General features: G+C 71.1%; 20 protein-coding genes and 3 pseudogenes. 11 read left to right on the top strand and 12 right to left on the bottom strand.

Going from position 1 to position 21,095, the window contains the following annotated elements; all coding sequences use genetic code 11:
• Nucleotides 1–2 precede the first annotated feature (2 nt).
• Together ACWD5D_RS05755 and ACWD5D_RS05750 are read left to right on the top strand one after the other, a co-directional pair.
• Nucleotides 3–227 carry a hypothetical protein gene (locus ACWD5D_RS05755; protein WP_451371515.1) on the top strand — a complete coding sequence of 75 codons (225 nt, stop codon included), beginning with the start codon at nucleotides 3–5 and terminating at the stop codon, nucleotides 225–227.
• Complete coding sequence (locus tag ACWD5D_RS05750; RefSeq protein ID WP_451371514.1) at nucleotides 224–574, top strand: ATP-binding protein; 351 nt, start codon at nucleotides 224–226, stop codon at nucleotides 572–574. Before ACWD5D_RS05755 ends, ACWD5D_RS05750 begins: the two co-directional genes overlap by 4 nt.
• Before the next feature lie 121 nt (nucleotides 575–695).
• Here ACWD5D_RS05750 and ACWD5D_RS05745 read toward each other — a convergent pair.
• Together ACWD5D_RS05745 and ACWD5D_RS05740 are read right to left on the bottom strand one after the other, a co-directional pair.
• Nucleotides 696–1,148, bottom strand: a pseudogene (locus tag ACWD5D_RS05745) (sensor histidine kinase); the annotation flags it as partial.
• A gap of 78 nt (nucleotides 1,149–1,226) precedes the next feature.
• Nucleotides 1,227–1,466: pseudogene (locus ACWD5D_RS05740) on the bottom strand (transposase); the annotation flags it as partial.
• Nucleotides 1,467–1,673: 207 nt separating this feature from the next.
• On the opposite strand from ACWD5D_RS05740, the gene ACWD5D_RS05735 reads away from it, so the two are divergent.
• A complete protein-coding gene (locus tag ACWD5D_RS05735; protein ID WP_451371513.1) occupies nucleotides 1,674–3,083 on the top strand; it encodes an LCP family protein in 1,410 nt (469 codons plus the stop codon).
• A 402-nt stretch (nucleotides 3,084–3,485) separates the two neighbouring features.
• On the opposite strand, the gene ACWD5D_RS05730 is transcribed toward ACWD5D_RS05735, so the two are convergent.
• From ACWD5D_RS05730 to ACWD5D_RS05715, 4 genes are all read right to left on the bottom strand, one after another.
• Nucleotides 3,486–4,706, bottom strand: coding sequence for an MFS transporter (locus ACWD5D_RS05730; protein WP_451371512.1), 1,221 nt, complete (start codon nucleotides 4,704–4,706; stop codon nucleotides 3,486–3,488).
• Between the two features lie 102 nt (nucleotides 4,707–4,808).
• A complete protein-coding gene (locus ACWD5D_RS05725) occupies nucleotides 4,809–5,858 on the bottom strand; it encodes an endonuclease/exonuclease/phosphatase family protein (RefSeq protein ID WP_451371511.1) in 1,050 nt (349 codons plus the stop codon).
• A 220-nt stretch (nucleotides 5,859–6,078) separates the two neighbouring features.
• A complete protein-coding gene (locus ACWD5D_RS05720) occupies nucleotides 6,079–6,702 on the bottom strand; it encodes a TetR/AcrR family transcriptional regulator (RefSeq protein WP_451371510.1) in 624 nt (207 codons plus the stop codon).
• Nucleotides 6,703–6,777: 75 nt separating this feature from the next.
• Nucleotides 6,778–8,364, bottom strand: coding sequence for an MFS transporter (locus ACWD5D_RS05715; protein ID WP_451371509.1), 1,587 nt, complete (start codon nucleotides 8,362–8,364; stop codon nucleotides 6,778–6,780).
• Nucleotides 8,365–8,609: 245 nt separating this feature from the next.
• On the opposite strand from ACWD5D_RS05715, the gene panB reads away from it, so the two are divergent.
• The 3 genes from panB (at nucleotide 8,610) to ACWD5D_RS05700 (ending at nucleotide 11,604) form a co-directional block, all read left to right on the top strand.
• Nucleotides 8,610–9,491, top strand: coding sequence for a 3-methyl-2-oxobutanoate hydroxymethyltransferase (panB, locus tag ACWD5D_RS05710; RefSeq protein WP_451371508.1), 882 nt, complete (start codon nucleotides 8,610–8,612; stop codon nucleotides 9,489–9,491).
• A gap of 260 nt (nucleotides 9,492–9,751) precedes the next feature.
• Entirely contained in the window at nucleotides 9,752–10,777 is a 1,026-nt protein-coding gene (locus tag ACWD5D_RS05705) for an ATP-binding cassette domain-containing protein (protein ID WP_451371507.1), read from the top strand.
• A complete protein-coding gene (locus ACWD5D_RS05700; protein ID WP_451371506.1) occupies nucleotides 10,774–11,604 on the top strand; it encodes an ABC transporter permease in 831 nt (276 codons plus the stop codon). Before ACWD5D_RS05705 ends, ACWD5D_RS05700 begins: the two co-directional genes overlap by 4 nt.
• A 56-nt stretch (nucleotides 11,605–11,660) precedes the next feature.
• Here the strand turns inward: ACWD5D_RS05700 and ACWD5D_RS05695 are convergent, their stop codons facing one another.
• Both ACWD5D_RS05695 and ACWD5D_RS05690 read right to left on the bottom strand, forming a co-directional pair.
• On the bottom strand, nucleotides 11,661–14,930 hold the full coding sequence (locus ACWD5D_RS05695; protein ID WP_451371505.1) for a BTAD domain-containing putative transcriptional regulator: 3,270 nt from the start codon (nucleotides 14,928–14,930) through the stop codon (nucleotides 11,661–11,663).
• A 22-nt stretch (nucleotides 14,931–14,952) separates the two neighbouring features.
• Nucleotides 14,953–15,438, bottom strand: coding sequence for a DUF6578 domain-containing protein (locus tag ACWD5D_RS05690; RefSeq protein ID WP_451371504.1), 486 nt, complete (start codon nucleotides 15,436–15,438; stop codon nucleotides 14,953–14,955).
• 115 nt (nucleotides 15,439–15,553) lie between these two features.
• Between ACWD5D_RS05690 and ACWD5D_RS05685 the strand changes: the two genes are divergently transcribed.
• Nucleotides 15,554–16,354, top strand: coding sequence for a site-2 protease family protein (locus ACWD5D_RS05685; RefSeq protein WP_451371503.1), 801 nt, complete (start codon nucleotides 15,554–15,556; stop codon nucleotides 16,352–16,354).
• Here ACWD5D_RS05685 and ACWD5D_RS05680 read toward each other — a convergent pair.
• Together ACWD5D_RS05680 and npdG are read right to left on the bottom strand one after the other, a co-directional pair.
• The gene (locus tag ACWD5D_RS05680; RefSeq protein WP_451371502.1) at nucleotides 16,344–16,535 is read right to left on the bottom strand and encodes a hypothetical protein; all 192 of its coding nucleotides are present in this window, start codon (nucleotides 16,533–16,535) and stop codon (nucleotides 16,344–16,346) included. The two genes, ACWD5D_RS05685 and ACWD5D_RS05680, sit on opposite strands and share 11 nt — an antisense overlap.
• Before the next feature lie 104 nt (nucleotides 16,536–16,639).
• Entirely contained in the window at nucleotides 16,640–17,353 is a 714-nt protein-coding gene (gene npdG / locus ACWD5D_RS05675) for an NADPH-dependent F420 reductase (protein ID WP_451371501.1), read from the bottom strand.
• A 153-nt stretch (nucleotides 17,354–17,506) separates the two neighbouring features.
• Between npdG and ACWD5D_RS05670 the strand changes: the two genes are divergently transcribed.
• Both ACWD5D_RS05670 and ACWD5D_RS05665 read left to right on the top strand, forming a co-directional pair.
• Complete coding sequence (locus ACWD5D_RS05670) at nucleotides 17,507–18,109, top strand: hypothetical protein (protein ID WP_451371500.1); 603 nt, start codon at nucleotides 17,507–17,509, stop codon at nucleotides 18,107–18,109.
• A gap of 33 nt (nucleotides 18,110–18,142) precedes the next feature.
• Nucleotides 18,143–18,347 (top strand): annotated as a pseudogene (locus tag ACWD5D_RS05665) (MFS transporter); the annotation flags it as partial.
• A 25-nt stretch (nucleotides 18,348–18,372) separates the two neighbouring features.
• On the opposite strand, the gene ACWD5D_RS05660 reads toward ACWD5D_RS05665, so the two are convergent.
• On the bottom strand, nucleotides 18,373–18,606 hold the full coding sequence (locus ACWD5D_RS05660; RefSeq protein ID WP_451371499.1) for a hypothetical protein: 234 nt from the start codon (nucleotides 18,604–18,606) through the stop codon (nucleotides 18,373–18,375).
• 58 nt (nucleotides 18,607–18,664) lie between these two features.
• On the opposite strand from ACWD5D_RS05660, the gene map reads away from it, so the two are divergent.
• Both map and ACWD5D_RS05650 read left to right on the top strand, forming a co-directional pair.
• Complete coding sequence (map, locus tag ACWD5D_RS05655; protein ID WP_451371498.1) at nucleotides 18,665–19,522, top strand: type I methionyl aminopeptidase; 858 nt, start codon at nucleotides 18,665–18,667, stop codon at nucleotides 19,520–19,522.
• A gap of 151 nt (nucleotides 19,523–19,673) precedes the next feature.
• Complete coding sequence (locus ACWD5D_RS05650; protein WP_451371497.1) at nucleotides 19,674–20,321, top strand: biliverdin-producing heme oxygenase; 648 nt, start codon at nucleotides 19,674–19,676, stop codon at nucleotides 20,319–20,321.
• On the opposite strand, the gene ACWD5D_RS05645 is transcribed toward ACWD5D_RS05650, so the two are convergent.
• Nucleotides 20,318–20,962 (bottom strand): PhzF family phenazine biosynthesis protein, encoded by a 645-nt coding sequence (locus ACWD5D_RS05645; protein ID WP_451371496.1) that lies wholly within the window; start codon nucleotides 20,960–20,962, stop codon nucleotides 20,318–20,320. The genes ACWD5D_RS05650 and ACWD5D_RS05645 overlap by 4 nt on opposite strands.
• Nucleotides 20,963–21,095 lie beyond the last annotated feature (133 nt).

Below are 21,095 nucleotides of genomic sequence, written 5' to 3'. Positions count from 1 at the left end.
CCATGCCCGACCCCTCCCCCACCGCCTTCGACGTCACCCTCTGCGTCGAGGACCTTCGCACCGCCCTCGCCCTCCACGGCATCACGCTCCCCTCCCTCCGCGTGGACCTGCCGAGCTTCGCGGGTAGGTACACACAGCCCGTCGGCCTCGTCGCGCTCGGGAACTGCAACACCGCCACGGCACGCGCACTCGCCACTGCCCTCCGGAAGACGGCGGGCGCGCAGTGACTCTCGAACTCAACCTGCTCGCCACCCCGAAGGCCGTACCCGAGCTACGCCACCACCTCCGCGCACACGGCTTCGACGTCGGCTTGTGTGCCACGGAGTTACTGACGAACGTCATCGACCACCTCGGTGAAGGCACCCCGGTGACGGTCCGTGTCACCGGCACGGCCCATGGCCACACCCGCATCGAGGTCACCGACCCGGACCCGCGCGCCCTGCCCGTCCTGCTGTCCGCGACGGCAACGGAACAGTCCGGGCGGGGCATGGTCCTCCTCGACGCGCTGACCGACCGATGGGGCGTGGACCAGGGCCCGGACCACAAGACGGTCTGGTGCGAACTCAGGAACTGAAACGGCGTCGGCGGCACCCAAGGGGGGGTTCGCGCGGGCCCACGCCGAAAGGTTGCCGTTGGGCCACTCGCCGATCGAGGCGTCCGAGGAGTCGCTGGCGCGCTTCAGTCGCACATCGAGGCTACGGCGTACGCGAAGGGGTTTTCGGTGGCGGAGTTCTCGCCCCTGGAATAGTCATGACCGCCCTGGTGCCGCCACCGGGTGCCGGCTGTAGCCCGACAGTCCCACCAGATGCATGTACCGCCCTGGCGACGATGGCCAGACCGAGGCCACTCCCGGGAAGACTGCGGGCAGAAGGCGAGCGCCAGAAGCGTTCGAAGACATACGGGAGTTCGCCTGACGGGATACCCGGACCTTCGTCCCCTATCGACAGTCGTCCTGCTTCGAGACGCAGCGAAACCGTGCTTCCGGCCGGTGAGAACTTCACCGCGTTGTCCAACAGGTTCACCACGGCGCGTTCAAGTGCGGCAGGCTCGGCCCAGACGAACCAGTCCTCCATCTCGCAGGTGAACTCCACGTCCTTACCTCGAAGTTTCACCCTTGCAAGGGCGGCCACCGGGTCTGTATGGCAAGCGGTGCAACTGGGGTTGGTATGGCTAGAGTTGGCCTGCGGTGAGGCGGCCGTCGAACGCCAGGTCGAAGGCGTTCACTTGTCCCAGTCCTGCCGGGCTGCGTAACGGAACGACGCCCGCGGCAGGTGAACTACGCACGTTTGCACCACAGTTCGCGGCCAGACCTGCCCGACCGCGTCGGGCAGCCCCTTCAACTCGTCGCAGACCAGCATGAGGACGTCGTCGACGCCCCTGTTCTTGAGCTCGGAGAGCACCCGCAGCCAGTGTTTCGCGCCCTCGCCGCCGTCACCAGCCCATAGTCCGAGATTGTCGCGGTCTCCAGCGACGGTTCCGCCTGGTCATCGACGGTCATGAACTCGGTCACGGTGTTAGTCACTTGACATCGCTTCCGTGATCATCAATCACACCGGTGAGCGTACAGACCCGCTACACGTTCGAAACGATCGTATAAAGTCCGGTGATCGACATCGGGCGTCTGGTGTCCGGTCACGCCGGGTGGTCGGGGCGGGGCGCGGGGGGCGATTCACATGGGTGGGACACGCGGACGAAAGAGTGCTCCGGCGGCCGGGCGCTCGCGTAGGCGAGCGGGTGGGAAGTCGGACGGGCTGACGCGGCGGGGCCGGATCGTTGCCTGGACCGCCGGTATCGGCGCCGTGTGCGTCCTCGGCGCCGGCGGTGCCGGTGCGTGGATCTACAACGACCTCGACGGCAACGTCCACGGCGCCTCCCTCGACGGCAAGCTCGGCGACGACCGCCCGGAGAACCTCAGTCCCGGGTCGCGGAACATCCTGGTCGTGGGCTCCGACAGCAGGTCCGGGGCCAACGCCCGGTACGGCGGCATGGAGGGGGGCACCATGCACTCCGACACGCTGATGGTCCTGCACATCCCCGCGAACCGGAAGTGGGCCGCGGTCGTGTCCATACCCCGCGATTCCTGGGTGCGAATACCAGCCTGCGACAAGGGCGACGGTACGACCTCCGAGGTCCATCACTTCAAGATCAACGAGGCGTTCTCGCTCGGCGGCACAGGCGGCGAGGTGGCCGACGCCGCCGCTTGTACCATCAAGACGATCGAAGCCAATACTGGTCTGCGCATCGACAACTTCATGTCGGTCGAATTCCAGGGGTTCAAGGGCATGGTCAACGCCCTGGACGGCATAGAGGTCTGCCCTGAGCAGGCCATCCACGACGAGAAGGCCCACCTCGATCTGGAGGCCGGCTGCCAGACGATCAGGGACGAGAAGGCGCTCGGCTACGTGCGTGCCCGCTACAGCGTGGGCGACGGCTCCGACACCGGACGCATCGGCCGCCAGCAGGAGTTCATGTCGGCGTTGGCCGAGAAGGCCAAGTCGAAGATCACCAACCCCGTCGCTCTCTACAAGTTGCTGCAGTCCCTCACCAAGTCCCTCACCACGGACGACGAACTGGCCGGTGCGAAAGCCCTCACCGGCCTCGCGTCCGAGCTGAAGGGCGTTCCCGAGGACCGGTTGACGTTCCTCACCGTTCCCAGCTATCCGCGCGAAGCCGACGTCCCGACGGACAAGGCCAATGTGGTGTGGCAGTACCCGCAGGCCGCCACCGTGTTCACCGCCCTGGCCAAGGACAGGGAGATCGACAAGAAGAGCCTGGAGGCGGGCGCGAAAGATCCGCTGTACGCGTCCTCCGTGCACGTGCGTGTCCTCAACGGATCGGACGCCGAGGGGAAGGCCGCCGCGGTCGCCGAGAGACTGCGCGAGGCCGGGTTCACCGTCACGGGCACCGGCAACGCGCCGCACCCCGGCCGCACCACGGTCACCTATCCCCCGGGCCTCGCCGACCGGGCCGCGGTCCTCGCGTCCCAGGTACCCGGCGCGCACGCTGTCGAGGACGCCGCCGCCCCGGCGGGCGAGCTCACCCTGGTGGCCGGCGCCGAACTGGACGTCGACGACCTGCGATAGGGCACCACATCGAGAGACCGAGCGAGCTGTGCTTCCGCGTCTGCGACAGGACGCCGGAGTACGGACTCCGCGACCCCTCACGCGCCGGCCACCGCGCTCCGGAAGACGGCGGCCGGGCAATGAGCTTCGAACTCCACCTGCTCGCCACCTCGAAGGCCGTACCGGAGCCACGCCACCACCTTGGCGCACACGACTTCGAAGTCCTGCTCTGTGCAACGGAGTTGCTGACGAACGTCATCGACCACCTCGGCGAGGGCACCCGATTGCCCTGGCAGGGCTCACAGCAGGCTTCAGGGTTGCTCGGGCGTCCGGTTCGTGACAATCCGCCAGCTTGGCGGTAATCCGGAACGACCGAATCGAGTGGGGAGCGAAACAGGGATCCAGGGGGCGGGAGCCCCTGGGTCAGGAGTGCAGCGCGCTCGACTGCTCGGGAACATGCGCGGCCACGACCCGTTCCCGGCCGACCGACGGAGTCACCCCGCGCCGGTCCACCGCGTACGCCACGGCGGCGACCCCGAGTCCCAGGACCGCGAGTGCCGCGCCGGCGAGCGCGGGGGACGTGGCGCCGAAGCCGGCCGCCAGGGCGAGGCCGCCGATCCAGGCGCCGCCGGCGTTCGCCAGGTTGAAGGCCGCCTGGTTGGCGGAGGAGGCGAGGGAGGGGCCGGCGGAGGCCTTCTCCATGACCATCAGCTGGAGTGGGGAGCCGGTGACGAAGGCCGCCGTGCCGAGGAGGGTCACGGCGAGGGCCGCGCTCCATTCGGCGCGCATCAGGACGGGGAAGAGGAGGAGGACCACACCCAGTGAGGCCAGTCCGCCGAACAGCGTGCCGCGCATCGCGTGGTCGGCGAGGCGGCCGCCCAGCAGGTTGCCCGCGGTCGCGCCGACGCCGAACAGGGCGAGCAGCACCGTCACGCTGCCCTCGGCGAAACCGGCGGAGTCCGTCAGCATCGGGGTGACGTAGCTGTAGGCCGCGAAGAGGGCGCCGAAGCCGGCCACTGTCGTGCCGAGGGCCAGCCACACCGGCAGTGAGCGCAGTGCGGCCAGTTCGCCGCGCAGGCCGGTCGTGGGGGCGGTGGTGTGGTCGTGCGGGATCAGGAGAGCGAGCGCGGCTATCGCGGCGACGCCGATGGCGCTCACGCCGAGGAACGTCGCCCGCCAGCCAAGGTGCTGGCCCGTCAGCGTGGCGACGGGGACGCCCGCGACGTTGGCGACGGTCAGGCCGAGGAACATCAGGGAGACCGAGCGGGCCTTGCGCTCCGGCGGGACCATCGCCGTGGCGACGACCGCGCCCACGCCGAAGAAGGCGCCGTGCGGCAGGCCGCTGAGGAAGCGGGCGGCGAGGAGGGAGTCGTAGCCGGGGGCCAGGGCCGACAGGGCGTTGCCCACGACAAACAGGACCATCAGGCCGATCAGCACCGTGCGGCGCGGCATCCGCGCGGTCACGGCGGCCAGCAGCGGGGCGCCGATGACGACGCCCAGCGCGTACGCCGAGACCAGGTGTCCGGCGGTGGGGATGGAGACGTGCAGGTCGTCCGCGACGTCGGGCAGCAGGCCCATCATCACGAACTCGGTCGTTCCGATACCGAAAGCGCCGACGGCCAGGGCGAGCAGGGCCAGGGGCATGACGGGCCTGTGCCTTTCAAAGGGAGTAGGGAGGGCGGAAGTTCCGTCCCATTGTATGTTCAGACGCGGAACAAACTCTCCCAGGCCCAGTATTCCGGCTGGTTACGAGGACGTGTCCACCTTCACACGAGCAGCCACCGGCAGATGGTCGCTGTCGGTGCGCGGCAGGGTCCAGGAGCTCTCCGGCTCGACGCCCCTGACCAGGATCTGGTCGATACGCGCCATCGGGAACGACGCCGGCCAGCTGAACCCGAAGCCGCTGCCCGCCGCGCCCTGCGTGGAGCGCAGCTGCGAGGAGACGGCGTTGAGCGAGCGGTCGTTCATCGTGCCGTTCAGGTCGCCGAGCAGCACGACCCGCCCGAGCGTCTCGTCGGCGATCGCCTCGCCGAGCGCGTCGGCGCTCTTGTCGCGCTGTCGCGCGGTGAACCCCGCCTCCACCTTCACCCGCACTGAGGGCAGATGGGCGACGTACACCGCGACGGGTCCCTCGGGGGTGGCGACGGTCGCGCGCATCGCGCGCTCCCAGCCGAGCTTGATGTCGACGGTGCGCACGTCGGACATCGGGTACTTGCTCCACAGGCCGACGGTGCCGACGACCGCGTGGTGCCGGTACGTCGTCCCGAGTGCCTTCTCGTACACCGGGAGGGCGGACGCGGGCAGTTCCTCCAGGGCGAGCAGGTCGGCGCCGGAGGAGGCGACGTCCCGGGCGGTCGCGGCCGGGTCGGGGTTGTCGGCGTTGACGTTGTGGGTGGCGACCATGAGGTCGCCACCGCTGCCCGTCTTGTCGGTGAGCAGTCCGCCGAAGAGGTTCAGCCACACGATCGCCGGGAGGAGGACCGTGATCAGCGCGGACGCCGACTTACGCAGCACTCCGAGCACCAGCAGCACCGGGACGGCCAGCCCCAGCCAGGGCAGGAAGGTTTCCGTGAGGCTGCCGAGGTTGCCGACCCGGTTGGGGATGTGCGAGTGCAGCAGCATCACCAGGGCGAGGAGCAGGGCCAGCGCCGCGAGGACCAGGCCGCGGCGCCAGATCCCTGGATCGTCGCGCCAGCCGGAGAGCACGCGGTGCGACAGGCGCCGAAGCCGGGATCCGCGTCGGCCGGGCCCCGAGCCGCCGTTGTCCGTCTCCGTCATGTACGCCTGCTGCGCCATACCGCCTGCCTCACTGCCTGCCGTGCACTCCGCCGTCCCCCGGTGTTCATCCGACCCTAGGGGATGAGCGGGTCCGTTCCCGCCGTCACATGACGGCCGTACGGAAGACGAGGACGAACAAGGCGGGGCGGGGAGTTCCGGTCGCACCGCCACGGGTGGAGTCTGTGACGAAACATGCACATCAGCGCTACCGGACCGTCGAGTTTTCCCCGCGATCGCGTCAGGCGGGCGCCCCGGGTCGCAGGCCCGCGAGGACCGTGTCGACGATCTCCTCGGGCAGCCGCTCGGGCAGGTCGGCGTCGGGGCGCATGACGGAGCGGACGAGCATGGGGCCCATGAACATGTCGCTGGCCAGCTCCAGGTCGACGTCCGCGCGCAGTTCGCCCTCGCGCTGACCCCGTTCGAGCACCTCGCGGGTCAGGGCGCGCCGGGGCGCTATGACGCAGGTGTGGTAGGCCGACCAGACCTTGGGGCTGCTCTTCATCTGGGCGAAGACGTTGTGCAGGATCGCCGACGAGCGGCTGGCGAGGCCGCGCCTGCGCAGGGACTCCAGCAGGACGACGAGGTCGTCGCGCATGGAGGTGCCGGGGAGGTCCGGGTCGGGGGGTTCGGCGGCGCGCATGACGTCGACGAACAGTTCCTCCTTGCCGCTCCAGCGGCGGTAGATGGTGGCCTTGCCGACTCCGGCCGTGCGCGCGACGCGCTCGATGGACAGTTCGGCGAGCGGTACGCCGTCCTCCAGGAGCTTCATCACGCCTTCCACGATGGCGTGTTCCACGGCCTCGCTGCGGGGCCGGCCCCTGGCGGGGCCGTCCGGGCGCGGCCGGCTTTCGGCAAGGCTCACGACACTTCGTCCTCTCACTGTGCTGCGGGAATTGTCCCGCAACAGCCTCCTTCCCCCCGTACCGGCGCCCGCGGCTCAGTCTGCCGCGGCCACCAACTCCTGTTCCTTCTTGTCCTCCTGACCCGCCGGCGGCCTGCCCGGCAGGAAGAGGGCCGTGACCACGGCGCCGACGATCGCGACACCCGTACCGCACAGGGCGGTGACGTGCATGGCGTGCAGGAAGGCGTCGTTCGCGGGGGTGACGAGGCCCTGTCCGCGCGAGCCGAGCTTGGCGGCGACGCCGAGCGTGGCCTCGATGGACTCGCCGGCCGTGTCGCGCAGGGCGGGCGGCAGCAGGCCGAGCTTGCCCTCGATGCCGTTGCGGTACGCGGTGGAGAGCACCGAGCCGAGGACGGCGATGCCGAGGGCGCCGCCGACCTGGCGGAAGGTGTTGCTGAGCGCGGAGGCGGAACCGGCCTTCTCGCGCGGCAGGGCCTGCATGATGACGACGGAGGTCGGCGTCATGATGTGCGCCATGCCGGTGCCCATCAGGAAGAAGACGACCTCGAGCATCCAGATCGGCGTGTCGGCCTCGAAGCCGGCGAACGCGGCGAGGGTGGCGGCGACCAGCACCAGGCCCGCGGTGGTGGTGGCCTTGTTGCCGAACCGGTCGACCAGCAGCCGGGCGCGCGGCGCGAAGATCATCTGCGCGGCGGCCAGCGGCAGCATCAGCAGGCCGGACTGCAGCGGCGAGTAGCCGCGCACGCTCTGGGTGTAGAAGACGCCGAAGAACGTGACGCCCATCAGCGCGAAGAAGACGAGCGCGATGGCGCTCATGGCGGCCGAGAAGACCTTGTTCTTGAAGTAGGTGACGTCCAGGGACGGGTGGTCGCTGCGCTTCTCGAAGACGACGAAGGCGGTCAGGACGACGAGACCGGCGATGATGGTCGCCAGCACCTTGCCGTCGGTGAAGTCGGCGAGTTCGCCGCCCTTGATGATGCCGTAGACGAGCAGCACCAGGCCGACCACGGACAGGACGACGCCGACCGGGTCGAGGCGGCCGGGGTTCGGGTCGCGCGAGTCGGGCACCAGCCACGTCATCAGGGCGAGGGCGACGATCACGATCGGGACGTTGATGAGGAAGACCGAGCCCCACCAGAAGTGGTCGAGGAGCACTCCGCCGGTGATCGGGCCGATGGCGATGGCGAGGCCGACGCCGCCCGCCCAGATGCCGATGGCCTTGGGCTGCTCCTCGCGCTCGAAGACGTTCATGAGGACGGCGAGGGTGGCGGGCATGACGAAGGCGGCACCGAGGGCCATGAGGGCGCGGTAGGTGATCAGCTCGCCCGGGGTGCCGGACTCGGCGGCCAGGGCGGAGCCGATGCCGAACACGACCAGACCGCCGAGCAGGACCTTCTTGCGGCCCAGGCGGTCACCTATGAGGCCGGCGGTGAAGAGCAGGCCGGCGAAGACGAGGGTGTAGGCGTTGATCGCCCACTCGATCTCGCTCTGGGTGGCGCCGAGGCCGGTGGGCGCCGGGGTGGAGATCGTCTTGATGGCGACGTTCAGGATCGAGTTGTCGAGCACGACGATGAGCAGGCTCAGCATCAGCACGCCGAGGATCGCCCAGCGGCGCCGGTGCACGGCTTCCGGTATCCGGGAGGCAGGGACGGACGTTGTCATGTGTTCGATCGTACGAGTATTCCAATACGGCACCGTCTCGTATCTGAATTCTTTTACCGATTGCTTACACGGAGGGGTGGCTTCCGCAAGCCCGGGCCGCCGGACGGGTGATCCTGCGGATCGCGGCGGGACCGACAGAGGGATCACAGGGGTCCCCCCTGGCCCTCTCCGGCACGAGGTGCCACCATGGAGTCGATCCGGGGACGCCGTCAGGGCGCCTCGAGATGACTGAAGGAGCCGTTGCCATGACGCAGCTTCCGGCTGCCCAGAACAACCCTTCCGACGGCAGCAAGGCGCTGTACGGAAGCCTCTACGGAGGAAAGGGCAGCACTCGCCGCATCACCGTCCGCGACATCGCCCTCGCCAAGGAGCGGGGCGAGAAGTGGCCCATGCTCACCGCCTACGACGCGATGACCGCGTCCGTCTTCGACGAGGCCGGGATCCCGGTGATCCTCGTCGGCGACTCGGCGGGCAACTGCCACCTCGGGTACGAGACCACGGTGCCCGTCACCCTCGACGAGATGACGATGCTGTCGGCGGCCGTCGTACGCGGCACACAGCGCTCGCTCATCGTCGGCGACCTGCCCTTCGGCTCCTACCAGGAAGGCCCGGTGCAGGCGCTGCGCTCGGCGACCCGGCTGGTGAAGGAGGCCGGGGTCGGCGCGGTCAAGCTGGAGGGCGGCGAGCGCTCGCACGAGCAGATCCGGCTGCTGGTGGAGTCCGGCATCCCGGTGATGGCGCACATCGGTCTGACCCCGCAGTCCGTGAACGCGATGGGGTACCGCGTGCAGGGGCGGGGCGAGGAGGCGGCCCAGCAGCTGCTGCGCGACGCCAAGGCGGTGCAGGACGCGGGCGCGTTCGCGGTGGTGCTGGAGCTGGTTCCCGCGGAACTGGCGGCCGAGGTCACGCGCGTGCTGCAGATCCCGACGGTCGGCATCGGCGCGGGACCCGAGACGGACGCGCAGGTGCTCGTGTGGACCGACATGCTCGGCCTGACGCAGGGCCGGGTCCCGAAGTTCGTCAAGAAGTACGCGAACCTGCGTGAGGTCATGGGCAACGCGGTGAAGGAGTTCGCGCAGGACGTGGTCGGCGGGACGTTCCCGCTGGAGGAGCACTCCGTCCACTAGCCATTGCGGCAACACCCCGGCAGCCCGCCGACCGTCCCCCGTCGGCGGGCTGCCGCTTTTGCGCCTGAACCGGCGCCGCTCTCGCGGACCGGGGGGGCTCGCCGTCGTGGTTGCTCAATCGGTGGTTGCGGTGCTCGTCGGTGACACGGGGCGCCCGGAAGGCGCCGCGCACATGCCCGCCGACAGCTGTTGTCGCTCTGTAGGTGCGATGTAGGCGCTCTGTCGGTGGTTTGTCGGTCGGCTCTGGCACGGTCGTGGGCATGACGCGAATCGATGACAACCCCGTCGGCGGACGCCCCGCCGTGACCGTGCGGGGGCTGGTCAAGCACTACGGCGAGACCAAGGCGCTCGACGGTGTCGACCTCGACGTGCGCGAGGGCACCGTGATGGGCGTCCTCGGGCCGAACGGCGCCGGGAAGACCACCCTCGTACGGATCCTGTCCACGCTGCTCACCCCGGACTCCGGGCAGGCCACCGTGGCCGGCTACGACGTCGTACGCCAGCCCCGACAGCTGCGCCGGGTGATCGGCCTGACCGGGCAGTACGCCTCGGTCGACGAGAAGCTCTCGGGCTGGGAGAACCTGTACATGATCGGGCGGCTGCTGGACCTGCCCCGCAAGGAGGCCCGGACCCGCGCCGACGAGCTGCTGGAGCGGTTCTCGCTGACGGACGCCGCCAAGCGGCCGGCGAGCACGTACTCCGGCGGTATGCGGCGGCGCCTCGACCTGGCCGCCTCGATGATCGGGCGGCCGGCGGTGCTGTACCTGGACGAGCCGACCACCGGGCTCGACCCGCGCACCCGCAACGAGGTGTGGGACGAGGTCAAGGCCATGGTCGGCGACGGCGTCACCGTGCTGCTCACCACCCAGTACATGGAGGAGGCCGAGCAGCTCGCCTCCGAGCTGACGGTCGTGGACCGCGGCAAGGTCATCGCGAACGGCGGCATCGAGGAGCTGAAGGCCAAGGTCGGCGGGCGCAGCCTGCGGGTCCGGCCCGTCGACCCGCTGCAGCTGCGGCCGCTCGCCTCGATGCTCGACGAACTGGGCATCACCGGGCTCGCGAACACCACCGTGGACACCGCGACCGGGACGCTGCTGGTGCCGATCCTCAGCGACGAGCAGCTGACCGCCGTGGTCGGCGCGGTCACCGCGCGCGGCGTCACCATCTCCTCCATCACCACCGAACTGCCCAGCCTCGACGAGGTGTTCCTGTCCCTCACCGGCCACCGCGCCAGTGCCCCGCAGGACACCGTGCCCACCGCGTCCCGCGAGGAGGTCGCCGTATGAGCGCCACCGTCACCACCCCGGCACCCGGACCGGCGACCACCGCGGACGCCCGCATCACGCTGCGCGGACACCTGCGGCACACCGGGGCGCTCATCCGCCGCAACCTGCTGTGGATCCGCCAGGACCCGGAGTCGATGTTCGACGCGCTGCTGATGCCCGTCATCTTCACACTGCTGTTCGTGTTCGTCTTCGGCGGCTCGATCGGGCAGGCGCTGGGCGGTGGTCAGGACCGGTACGTGCAGTACGTCATCCCCGGCATGCTGGCGATGATGAGCATGACGATGTCGCAGGGCGTCGGCACCGGCTTCAGCCAGGACATCAACAGCGGGGTCATGGACCGCTTCCGGTCCCTGCCGATCGGGCGCGGCTCGGTGCTGTTCGCGAAGATCGCGGTGGAGCTGGGCCGGATGCTGTTCGCGACGGCCGTCCTGATGGTCGTGGCGGTCCTGGTCGGTTTCGACATCACGAACTGGCCCGGCCTGTTCGCGACCGTGGGTCTGTCCGCGCTGTTCGCGTCGTCGATCATGTGGGTGTTCCTCACCCTGGGCGTGATCATGAAGAGCGCGCAGTCCGTGCAGGCGATGGGCTTCCTGGTGCTGTTCCCGCTCCAGTTCGGCTCGTCGATCTTCGCGCCGACCAACTCGATGCCGAGCTGGCTCCGGGCCTTCACCGACTACAACCCGCTGTCCACGCTCGCGGACGCGGCCCGCGGTCTGATGGTGGGCGGCCCGGTCGCCCACGACCTGTGGGTGACGGTGGCCTGGTCCGTGGTGATCACCGCGGTGATGGCCCCGGTCGCCGTCCACAAGTTCCGTACGAAGAGCTGACGTACGGCGAGCCGACGTACGAAGAGCTGACGTACGAAGAGCCGACGTCGGCCGGCTCAGACCAGGGCGGTGGCCTCCGTGAGGGAGAGGCCACCGCCCTCGGCGTACGCGGCCTCGTACGCCGGGCCGTCGATGGACTCGCGGATACGGGCCTCGGTGAGGCCGTTGACGCGGCGCTCCACGCCGGAGGGGACGTGTCCGGGCGGCAGCAGGGCCTGGGCGGCGCCCAGGCAGCGGGCGGCGTCGGCGGCCCGGCCGCCGCCGTCGAGTCCGGCCAGGGCCATGGCCGCGACGGTGAGACAGATGGAGGACAGATGCGGTGTGATCGCCTCGGACAGCGGGTCGCGGGACAGCCGCATCGCCGTACGGACGCGGGTCAGAGCCTCCTGCGAACGGCCGTCCAGCGCGTCGACCCACGCCTCCTGGCCGAGGATCATCGCGTCGAAGACCACGAAGTGCGCGATCTTGAACTCCTCGCGCAGCATCCGCAGTTGGTCGCGCGCCTCGGCGACGCGGCCGGTCAGGGAGAGCCAGCAGGCGAGGAAGAGCCGGGCCGCGGGCATGGCCTCGTTGGGGATGCCGTCCTGGGATGCGATGACCTCGCGCAGCAGGCTCTCGCCGCGTTCCAGCTCGCCGGCCTCCATGAGGACGCTGCCGAGCCGGGCGCCGAGCACGGCCATCTGGGCGCGGGCGCCGAGGCGTTCGGCGTGCACGGTCGCTCTCTCGTAGTCGGCGGCGGCCGCGCGGTAGTCGCCCTTGCGCTCGTGGGCCTCGCCGCGGGCGGACAGTGCCTCGGCGAGGCCCCACTCGTCGCCGAGGCGGCGGTAGATCTCCAGTGCCTCGTCGGCGTCATGGGCGGCGTCGCCCGCCCATTCGGTGCGGTTGGCCTGGATGTTGGCCCGCATCCGCAGGGCGCCGGCCAGGTCCCACTCGAAGCCGGGCGTGTCCCGGCAGGTCTGTACGGCGGCATCGAGGATCGTGCGCAGCCGGTCCATGCCGCTGGTCAGCATCTCCGCGAAGCACCACATCATGCCGGGGACCCGGCAGGTCTGGGGCATGCCCGGCTCGTAGACCCGGGTGATGGCGCGCAGCTTGCCCTGGGCCGCGGGGGTCTGCCAGCTTTCCAACTCGGTGTCCATGCAGGCGAGATGGGCCAGGTGGACGCCGCGCCGGGCCTCGGCGAGGAGTTCGCCGGTGAGCGGCGGCGGGCTGTCGGTGCAGCGCTGCCACACCGGGAGGGCCCGCTCGACCGGCTCGGTGAACGGGTCCGGGCCGAGCGCCATGACCTCCTCGCACCAGGTGCGGGCGTCGACGCGCAGGTCGCGCATCTGCCAGTACCAGACGAGGGACAGCACCAGGACGAGCCCCTCCTGCTCGTCGCCGGCGGCGACGGCGTGCCGCAGGGCGGTGCGCAGGTTCTCGTACTCCAGCTGGATCCGTTCGATGGCGGCGCGCTGTTCGGGGCCGCGCAGCAACGGGTCGGTGGTACGGGCGAGTTCACGGTAGTACGTCAGATGGGCACGCTCCGCCCCGGCGCGGCCCCCGGCCTCGTCGAGCCGTTCGGCCGCGTACTCGGCGACGGTCTCCAGCAGCCGGTAGCGCATCGCGCCGTCCGCCGAAGGGGAGGCCACCACCAGGGACTTGTCGACCAGGGAGCCGAGCGCGTCCAGGGCGGCCGGTCCGCACACGGCCTCGGCGGCGGCCAGGTCGCAGCCGCCCGCGAACAGCGCCAGCCGGGACAGGACGTCCCGTTCGTCCGCGTCGAGGAGGTCCCAGGACCAGTCCACGACGGCGCGCAGGGTCTGCTGGCGGGGCAGCACGGTGCGGCTGCCGCTGGTGAGCAGCCGGAACCGGTCGTCGAGCCGGTCGGCTATCTGGCGGGGGGTGAGCATGCGCAGCCGGGCGGCGGCCAGCTCGATCGCGAGGGGCAGTCCGTCGAGGCGGCGGCAGATCTCGGCGCACGCCTCGGGATCGTCCTCGACACGGAATCCGGGCCGGGCGGCCCCGCCCCGGTCGGCGAGCAGCCGCAGCGCGACCGGCTCGGGCAGCGGCTCCAGGGGCCGCACCACCTCCCCGGGCACCCCGAGCGGTTCCCGGCTGGTGGCGAGGACGGTCAGCTGCGGGCAGCGGGCCAGCAGCCGCTCGGCCAGCTGGGCGGCGGCCTCGACGACGTGCTCGCAGTTGTCGAGGATCAGCAGCATCCGGCGGCGGGCGCAGTGCTCCACGAGCTGGTCGACGGGGTCGTGCCGGTCGGTGACGGCGCGCATGGTCTCGGCGCCGGCGCCGTGCAGCACGGTCTCGCGGGCGCCGATCGCGGTCAGCACGGCCTGGGGCACGGCGTCCGGGTCGTCCACGGGAGCCAGCTCGGCCAGCCACACCCCGTCCCGGACGGTGTGCCGTACCGCCTCGGCGGCCTCCTGCGAGAGCCGGGTCTTGCCGGCTCCGCCGGGCCCGAGCAGGGTGACCAGCCGGGCGGCGGCGAGGTCGGCGCCGATGGCCGCGATGTCGCTCTCGCGGCCGACGAAGGAGGTGAGCCGGGCGGGCAGGTTGCCGGGCGCGGCAGCGGGCGTGGTCCAGGTCGGCGGCGCGGTCCGCGGCCGCGGCGGGGCCTCGGTGAGCAACTCGGTGTGCAGGGCGCGCAGTTCGGGCCCGGGGTCGGAGCCGAGCCGGTCCGCGAGGAGCCGGCGTACGTCCTCGTAGGCGGCCAGCGCCTGGGCCGGGCGGCCGGCGTCGCGCAGGGCGCGCAGCCGCAGCGCCTGGAGCAGCTCGTCCAGCGGGTGGGTGTCGCACAGAGCGGCCAGCTCGGGCAGGGACTGCTCGGCGTGGCCGAGGGCGAGGGCCGCGGTGTGCCGGGCGCGCAGGGCGTCCAGCCGGCGGGTCTCGAAGCGGGCGGCCTCGGCGGTGTGGCCGGGCAGGTCCGCGAGGGCGGGGCCGTGCCACAGGGCGAGGGCGTCGTCCAGGACGACGGCCGCCTTGGCCGGGTCGCCGTCGGCGAGGGCGGCGAGGCCCTCGCCGGTCAGCCGGTCGAAGCGGGTGAGGTCGATGTCGTCGGGGGCGGCGGCGAGCCGGTAGCCGCCCTCGGCGGAGGCGACGGCGTCGGTGCCGAGGGCCCTGCGGAGCCGGCCGACCAGTGCCTGCAGGGCGCCCGTGGCGTCGGCGGGCGGGTCGTCGCCCCAGACGCCGTCCACCAGCAGGTCCGTGGGCACGGTCCGGCCGGCCCGCAGCGCGAGCACGCTCAGCAGCGCACGCAGCCGCGCCCCGCCGACCGGGACGGGCGTGCCGTCGGGGCGGAGTGCCTGGGTGGGTCCGAGGAGGCGATAGCGCACGGGGCCATTGTCTCCGGAGCGGTCAGGACTGGTCACCAGGTTGGCGCGGCGCGCCGCCCGACGTCTGGGGACCGTCCGGGACCTCCAGGGTGACGAGGGCGCCGACGGTACGGCGGAAGCGGCGTGGGCCCCGCGAGGGTACGGACTCCTCCCCGAACCACCTCGGGCAGCGGTCGACGGACTCCATGGTCCGCGTGCCGGGAACCGGTTCGAGACCGCGCCCGGTGGAGGCGAACGTCACCTTCCCGGGCACCGGCTCGACGGGCTCGGGGACGTGAGTGGCCGTGTAGTCCTGGCGTACCAGGTCGATGGCACGGACCCGGCCGGCGGCCGGGTGCTCGCAGTCGCCGTGGTTCTCCACCCATGCCTCGGCGCCGTACCGGAGGCCGTCGCGGACGTCCTGCCCGCCGGCGGCGACCAGCGGCCAGCCGACCTCGTCGCCGACCGAGAAGGGACGGCCGCAGCACTCCATCTGCCAGTCCTCGTAGAACACCCTCATCAGCGCCATCCCTCCACCCTCCCGGAACCGAACGGCGACCGCGAGACGTTTTCCCGGCACCACCGGTACGGTCGAGCGCGTCACGACCGCCCGCGCACGTCGGCCCATCCACGTCAGGAGCCCCATGACCGCCACCACCACCCGCCCCGGCGACCGGCGGGTCAGCCCCGTGTTCCTCGGCATCGCGGCCGTCACGGCGGTGACCGGCTGGGCGACCTGGACGGGGTTCGCCGCGCAGCCGGGTGTCGCGGTGTTCCTGTTCGTGACGGCCGCCTGGGTCGTCTCGCTGTGCCTGCACGAGTACGCGCACGCGCGCACCGCACTGCACGGCGGGGACATCACGGTCGGCGCGAAGGGCTACCTCACGCTGAACCCCCTGAAATACACGCATGCGCTGCTGAGCATCGTGCTCCCGCTGGTGTTCCTGATCATGGGCGGGATCGGTCTGCCGGGCGGCGCGGTGTTCATCGAGCGGAACCGGATCCGGGGCCGCTGGAAGCACAGCCTGATCTCGGCGGCGGGCCCGCTGACGAACGTGCTGTTCGCGGCGGTGTGCACGGCGCCCTTCTGGCTGCACGCCCTGGACGGGGTGCCCCTTCACTTCCGGTATGCGCTGGCGTTCCTCGCCCTGCTCCAGGTGACGGCGGCGATCCTGAACTTCCTGCCGGTGCCGGGCCTGGACGGGTACGGCGTCATCGAGCCGTGGCTGTCATACCAGGTGAAGCGGCAGGTGGAGCCGTTCGCGCCGTTCGGCCTGATGATCGTGTTCGCGCTGCTGTGGGTGCCGTCGCTCAACACCGCGTTCTTCGACGTGATCAACGCGATCCTGCGGGCGCTGGGCGTCGACGACTATTCCTGGTACTGCGGCAAGGAGCTCTACCGCTTCTGGCAGGGCACCCCGGAGATCTGCACGATCACTCCGTGACGGACGTGCGCTGCGCGGCGGCGGCCCGGCCGCGCTTGACGTAGTACCAGGCCATGTTGGACGACAGGCCGGCCAGCAGCACCCAGACGATCCCCAGCCAGCTGCCCTGGGCGAAGGAGACGACGGCCGCGGCCACGGCGAGGACGCAGACGACGAGGGCGTAGAGGGCGATGCGGGGCATGGGGGTCGGCTCCTGTCGGGGACACGGGGGCACTGCTCGGAACTGCTTCGCCGACCAGTGTCCCCCATGCTCGCGCGCCGTCCGCCATGCGCCCCCGGCCGGACTCACACGTCGGTGACGCGCAGCCCCGCGTGTGCCTTGTAGCGGCGGTTGACGGAGATCAGGTTCGCGACCAGCGACTCGACCTGGTGGGCGTTGCGCAGCCGCCCCGCGAAGACGCCCCGCATGCCGGGGATGCGCCCGGCGAGGGCCTGGACGATCTCCACGTCGGCGCGCTGCTCGCCGAGCACCATCACGTCGGTGTCGATCCGGTCGATCTCCGGGTCCTCGAGGAGGACGGCCGACAGGTGGTGGAAGGCGGCGGTGACCCGGGAGTCCGGCAGCAGCGCGGCGGCCTGCTGGGCGGCACTGCCCTCCTCGGGCTTCAGCGCGTAGGCGCCCTGCTTGTCGAAGCCGAGCGGGTTGACGCAGTCCACGACGAGCTTGCCGGCGAGGTCCTCGCGCAGCGATTCGAGGGTCTTGCCGTGGCCCTCCCACGGCACGGCGACGATCACGATGTCGCTGCGGCGCGCGGTCTCGGCGTTCTCGAAGCCCTCGATGCCGTGGCCGAGTTCCTCGGCGGCGGCCCGCGCGCGCTCGGCCGCGCGCGAGCCGATGATCACCTTCTGGCCGGCCCTGGCGAGCCGGTAGGCGAGGCCCTTGCCCTGCGGCCCGGTGCCGCCGAGCACGCCGACGACGAGGCCGGAGACGTCGGGCAGGTCCCAGGGGTCCTTGGCGGGCGCCTTCGCGGCGGTCTGTGCGCTGTCGGAAGAGGTCATGGGCCGACTCTACGTCCGCCCGCGGCAGCGCACGGGGCCGGGTGATCCTCGTCGGGGGCGCCGGGGGCGCCGGGGGCACGGTCGTCCCCAGGTCGGGCGTATTTGGGGTGAACTCCACGTCGCACGTGACCGGTTGCGGCAGGATGCGGTCGCATGGACGCCGTACGGGTCGCGTTGTTGCGCGAAGTGCTCTCCGGGACCGAGTGGTTGGGGGCCACACGGCGGTTCGCGGGGGTGCTGCGCGGATCGGTGGTGGCGCACGGGGGCGGGCTGCTGCTGGTGGGCACGCCCGCGTACGAACCCTGGCATCTGGCGGCACATCTGGTGGACGAGGCGGCCTGGTCAGGCACGCCCGAGCTGGCTCCCACGCTCGTACGGCACCACGCGCGCCCCTGCGACCCCGCGCACCTCACGGTCGGGCCGGGCAGGATCGAGGAGGCGCGGCGCGGCGAGACCCTTCTGGTGGTCGCCCCCGAGGAGCCGGCGGAGCTGCTGGAACGGGTGCACGCGGCCCGGCGGGCCGGGGTGACCGTGCTGGCCCTCGGCTCCGGCGGCGCGGAGCTCGCGGCCATGGCCCACGAGACGCTGGCCGTCCCGGACGGCGCCGAGCTGGACCTGGACAGCGTCCAGCATCTGGTCGGCGCGGCAGCCGGAGAGAACGCGAACGGTGTCTCTCCGAGGGTTCGGCGGGGTTTCCGGGACCGTCTGTCGCGGCTGGCCGAAATCCTGACCGCCCCGCCGACGGCCCCTTGGTGACGTCCCCCGGCGAAGACCGGCAAGGGCCCCTTCAAGGTGGGCCAGGTCCGCTCCGGCGGGGTCGCCGCGTGGGCCGGGGTGCGGACGTCCGTGTTGGTCGGGCGGGCTGCTGTGCGCGGGCGCGATGGGGCTGCTCGCGATGGGGCTGCCGGGGCTGATGTCGTACGACGCGCGGACCGACGAGCACGCCGTACGGCTGCGCGAGCTGCGCGCCGCCGTCACGCCCGCGGGGGCATGACCGGCGACGCGCCCGCGCCGGACGGTCAGTCCTCGTCGGCCGAGCCCTCCGCGGGAGCGTCGTGCCAGCGGGGGTCGGTCTCCCATTCGAGGTTGCGCTCGCGGGCGGTGTCCATCGCGTGCTGCGCCTCTTCCCGGCTGGCGTAGGGGCCGAATCGGTCCTTGCCGGGACAGTCCGGGCCCTCTTCGACCTTCTTGTGCTCCAGGCAGTAGTACCACTCGCCCGGCTTGCCGACCGTGCGCTTCTTGAACAGGGCCATGAACCGCTCCTCTCGCCAAGCACATGGTGCCCCATGGCCGCTGGTTAGACTCGCTGGCATGTCTGGCCAGTCGCTGCTCGTACCAGGGGAGCTGTCTCCCACCCGTCCGGTGCCCGGAAACATCCGGCGTCCCGAGTACGTCGGAAAGCCCGCGCCGAAGCCGTATACGGGGCCGGAGGTGCAGACTCCGGAGACCATCGAGGCGATGCGGGTCGCCGGCCGCATCGCCGCGCAGGCGATGGAGGCTGCGGCGAAGATCATCGCGCCCGGCGTCACGACCGACGAGCTGGACAAGGTCGCGCACGAGTACATGTGCGACCACGGCGCCTATCCGTCCACGCTCGGCTACCGCGGCTTCCCGAAGTCTCTGTGCACGTCGGTCAACGAGGTCATCTGCCACGGCATCCCGGACTCGACAGTCCTCAGGGACGGCGACATCGTCAACCTGGACGTGACGGCGTACATCGGCGGCGTGCACGGCGACAACAACGCCACGTACCTGGTCGGGGACGTGGACGAGGAGTCCCGGCTGCTGGTGGAGCGCACCCGCGAGTCGCTCGACCGGGCGATCAAGGCGGTCAGGCCCGGCCGGCAGATCAACATCATCGGCCGGGTCATCGAGTCGTACGCCAAGCGCTTCGGGTACGGGGTCGTGCGGGACTTCACCGGGCACGGCATCAGCACGTCGTTCCACTCCGGGCTGATCATCCCGCACTACGACAGCCCGCACGCGACGACCGTCATGCAGCCGGGGATGACGTTCACGATCGAGCCGATGCTGACGCTGGGGACGTACGAGTACGACATGTGGGACGACGGGTGGACCGTCGTGACGAAGGACCGCAAGCGGACCGCGCAGTTCGAGCACACGCTGGTGGTGACGGACACAGGGGCGGAGATCCTGACCCTGCCGTGACGAGGCCGCCCGAAGGCCTGCTGAAGCCCGCCCCGACCTGTCAGGGCGGGCTTCTCGTCGTCCCGGCACTCCACCGCCCCGGCTTCCGCATGTTTTTCCGACGTCCTGTCGGTAAACTTACCGACAGAACGTCGGAAACCAGGGAGTGCCCATGGAGTCGTTCTCGGCCCTCATCCGCGGCGCGTCGCGCGAGCAGCACGGGCAGGTGCAGACGTCGGACTTCATCGGCGGCCTGCTCGACGGCAGGCTGGGGGTGCCGGCGTACGCGCGCTACACCGAGCAGCTGTGGTTCGTCTACGACGCGCTGGAGAGCGCGGCCGGACGACTGGCGGCCGACCCGGTGGCCGGCCCCTTCATCCGGCCTGAGCTGCTGCGGCTGCCCGCGCTGGAGCGGGACCTGGCGCACCTGCGGGGCGCCGGCTGGCGGTCGGGCCTGTCCGCGCTGCCCGAGACGCGGACGTACGCCGACCGGATCCGCGCGTGCGCGGAGCGATGGCCCGGCGGTTACGTCGCCCACCACTACACCCGCTACCTCGGCGACCTGTCCGGCGGCCAGGTCATCCGCGACCGCGCGGAAAAGACGTGGGGCTTCGCGCGCAGGGGCGACGGGGTCCGCTTCTACGTCTTCGAGGAGATCTCCAACCCGGCCGCGTTCAAGAGGAGTTACCGCGCACTGCTGGACGGGGTACCGGCGGACGAACTGGAACAGCAGCGCGTCGTGGCCGAGTGCAAGCGGGCCTACGCACTGAACGCGGAGGTCTTCCGGGCCCTGGACGAGGAGTTCCCGCTCAGCGCCTAGCGTTCCAGGAAGACCCGGCCGCCGATCTCCACCCACCCGTACGGCTGGGGTGCGGTCAGGATCTGCGAACCCTTGCCCTGGGTGATGTTGAGCGCGCGGCCCAGCCGGTCGGTGAGGAGCAGCGCTGCGGCGCCGGTGGCCTCGTCTTCGGTGATGCCGTCGTCACGACCAGGGAATGCGCGGGCACGGACACGTCCGGCCGCCTCGTCCTCCCAGGCCCACGCGTAGATCCACTCACCCGGCGGCGGCACGTCAAGGGCGTCGACCTCCGCCGCGGTCGCGTACTGGCGCAGGGTGCGCGGCGGGGCCCACTCGGCGCGGGCCTCGATCCAGTTGAACTCGCCGTCCAGCCGGGCGCCCACCACTCCGGCCGGGGTGACGAGTTCGGGTATGTCCAGCAGCCAGGCCGTGCCGACGCAGGGGTGACCGGCGAAGGGCAGGCGCAGGGTGGGGGTGTAGATGTCGATCACTCCGCGCTCGGGGTCGTCCACGAACACGGTCTCGCTGAAACCGAGTTTCGCGGCCAGCGCCTGCCGGTCGCCGCGCTCGGGCAGGACCGAGCCGTCACGCACGACACCGAGTTCATTGCCGTAGCCGCCGTTCGGTGCGCAGAACACGCGGAGTACGTCGTAATCAGTCACGCGGGAAATTGAAACATCGCCGCCTCGGCGAGGACGCCCCAGGCCCCTTCGGTCTCTTGACCTTTCCCTTACCATCTCCTGGGATCTCTTTTAAGCCGTCGAGATCAAGCCGTGTCTGTGATCTTTCCCGGAG

Source organism: Streptomyces sp. NPDC002520 (assembly GCF_053595235.1).
This window is presented reverse-complemented; position numbering and strand designations above follow the sequence as displayed.

Excerpts from the sequence above, each read along its gene's own strand:
- map (WP_451371498.1), top strand. The coding sequence starts at position 18,665 with ATGTCTGGCCAGTCGCTGCTCGTACCAGGGGAGCTGTCTCCCACCCGT.
- ACWD5D_RS05660 (WP_451371499.1), bottom strand. The coding sequence starts at position 18,606 with ATGGCCCTGTTCAAGAAGCGCACGGTCGGCAAGCCGGGCGAGTGGTAC.
- panB (WP_451371508.1), top strand. The coding sequence starts at position 8,610 with ATGACGCAGCTTCCGGCTGCCCAGAACAACCCTTCCGACGGCAGCAAG.
- ACWD5D_RS05690 (WP_451371504.1), bottom strand. The coding sequence starts at position 15,438 with ATGGCGCTGATGAGGGTGTTCTACGAGGACTGGCAGATGGAGTGCTGC.
- ACWD5D_RS05755 (WP_451371515.1), top strand. The coding sequence starts at position 3 with ATGCCCGACCCCTCCCCCACCGCCTTCGACGTCACCCTCTGCGTCGAG.
- ACWD5D_RS05725 (WP_451371511.1), bottom strand. The coding sequence starts at position 5,858 with ATGGCGCAGCAGGCGTACATGACGGAGACGGACAACGGCGGCTCGGGG.
- ACWD5D_RS05685 (WP_451371503.1), top strand. The coding sequence starts at position 15,554 with ATGACCGCCACCACCACCCGCCCCGGCGACCGGCGGGTCAGCCCCGTG.
- ACWD5D_RS05670 (WP_451371500.1), top strand. The coding sequence starts at position 17,507 with ATGGACGCCGTACGGGTCGCGTTGTTGCGCGAAGTGCTCTCCGGGACC.
- npdG (WP_451371501.1), bottom strand. The coding sequence starts at position 17,353 with ATGACCTCTTCCGACAGCGCACAGACCGCCGCGAAGGCGCCCGCCAAG.
- ACWD5D_RS05700 (WP_451371506.1), top strand. The coding sequence starts at position 10,774 with ATGAGCGCCACCGTCACCACCCCGGCACCCGGACCGGCGACCACCGCG.
- ACWD5D_RS05715 (WP_451371509.1), bottom strand. The coding sequence starts at position 8,364 with ATGACAACGTCCGTCCCTGCCTCCCGGATACCGGAAGCCGTGCACCGG.
- ACWD5D_RS05650 (WP_451371497.1), top strand. The coding sequence starts at position 19,674 with ATGGAGTCGTTCTCGGCCCTCATCCGCGGCGCGTCGCGCGAGCAGCAC.
- ACWD5D_RS05735 (WP_451371513.1), top strand. The coding sequence starts at position 1,674 with ATGGGTGGGACACGCGGACGAAAGAGTGCTCCGGCGGCCGGGCGCTCG.
- ACWD5D_RS05680 (WP_451371502.1), bottom strand. The coding sequence starts at position 16,535 with ATGCCCCGCATCGCCCTCTACGCCCTCGTCGTCTGCGTCCTCGCCGTG.
- ACWD5D_RS05730 (WP_451371512.1), bottom strand. The coding sequence starts at position 4,706 with ATGCCCCTGGCCCTGCTCGCCCTGGCCGTCGGCGCTTTCGGTATCGGA.
- ACWD5D_RS05705 (WP_451371507.1), top strand. The coding sequence starts at position 9,752 with ATGACGCGAATCGATGACAACCCCGTCGGCGGACGCCCCGCCGTGACC.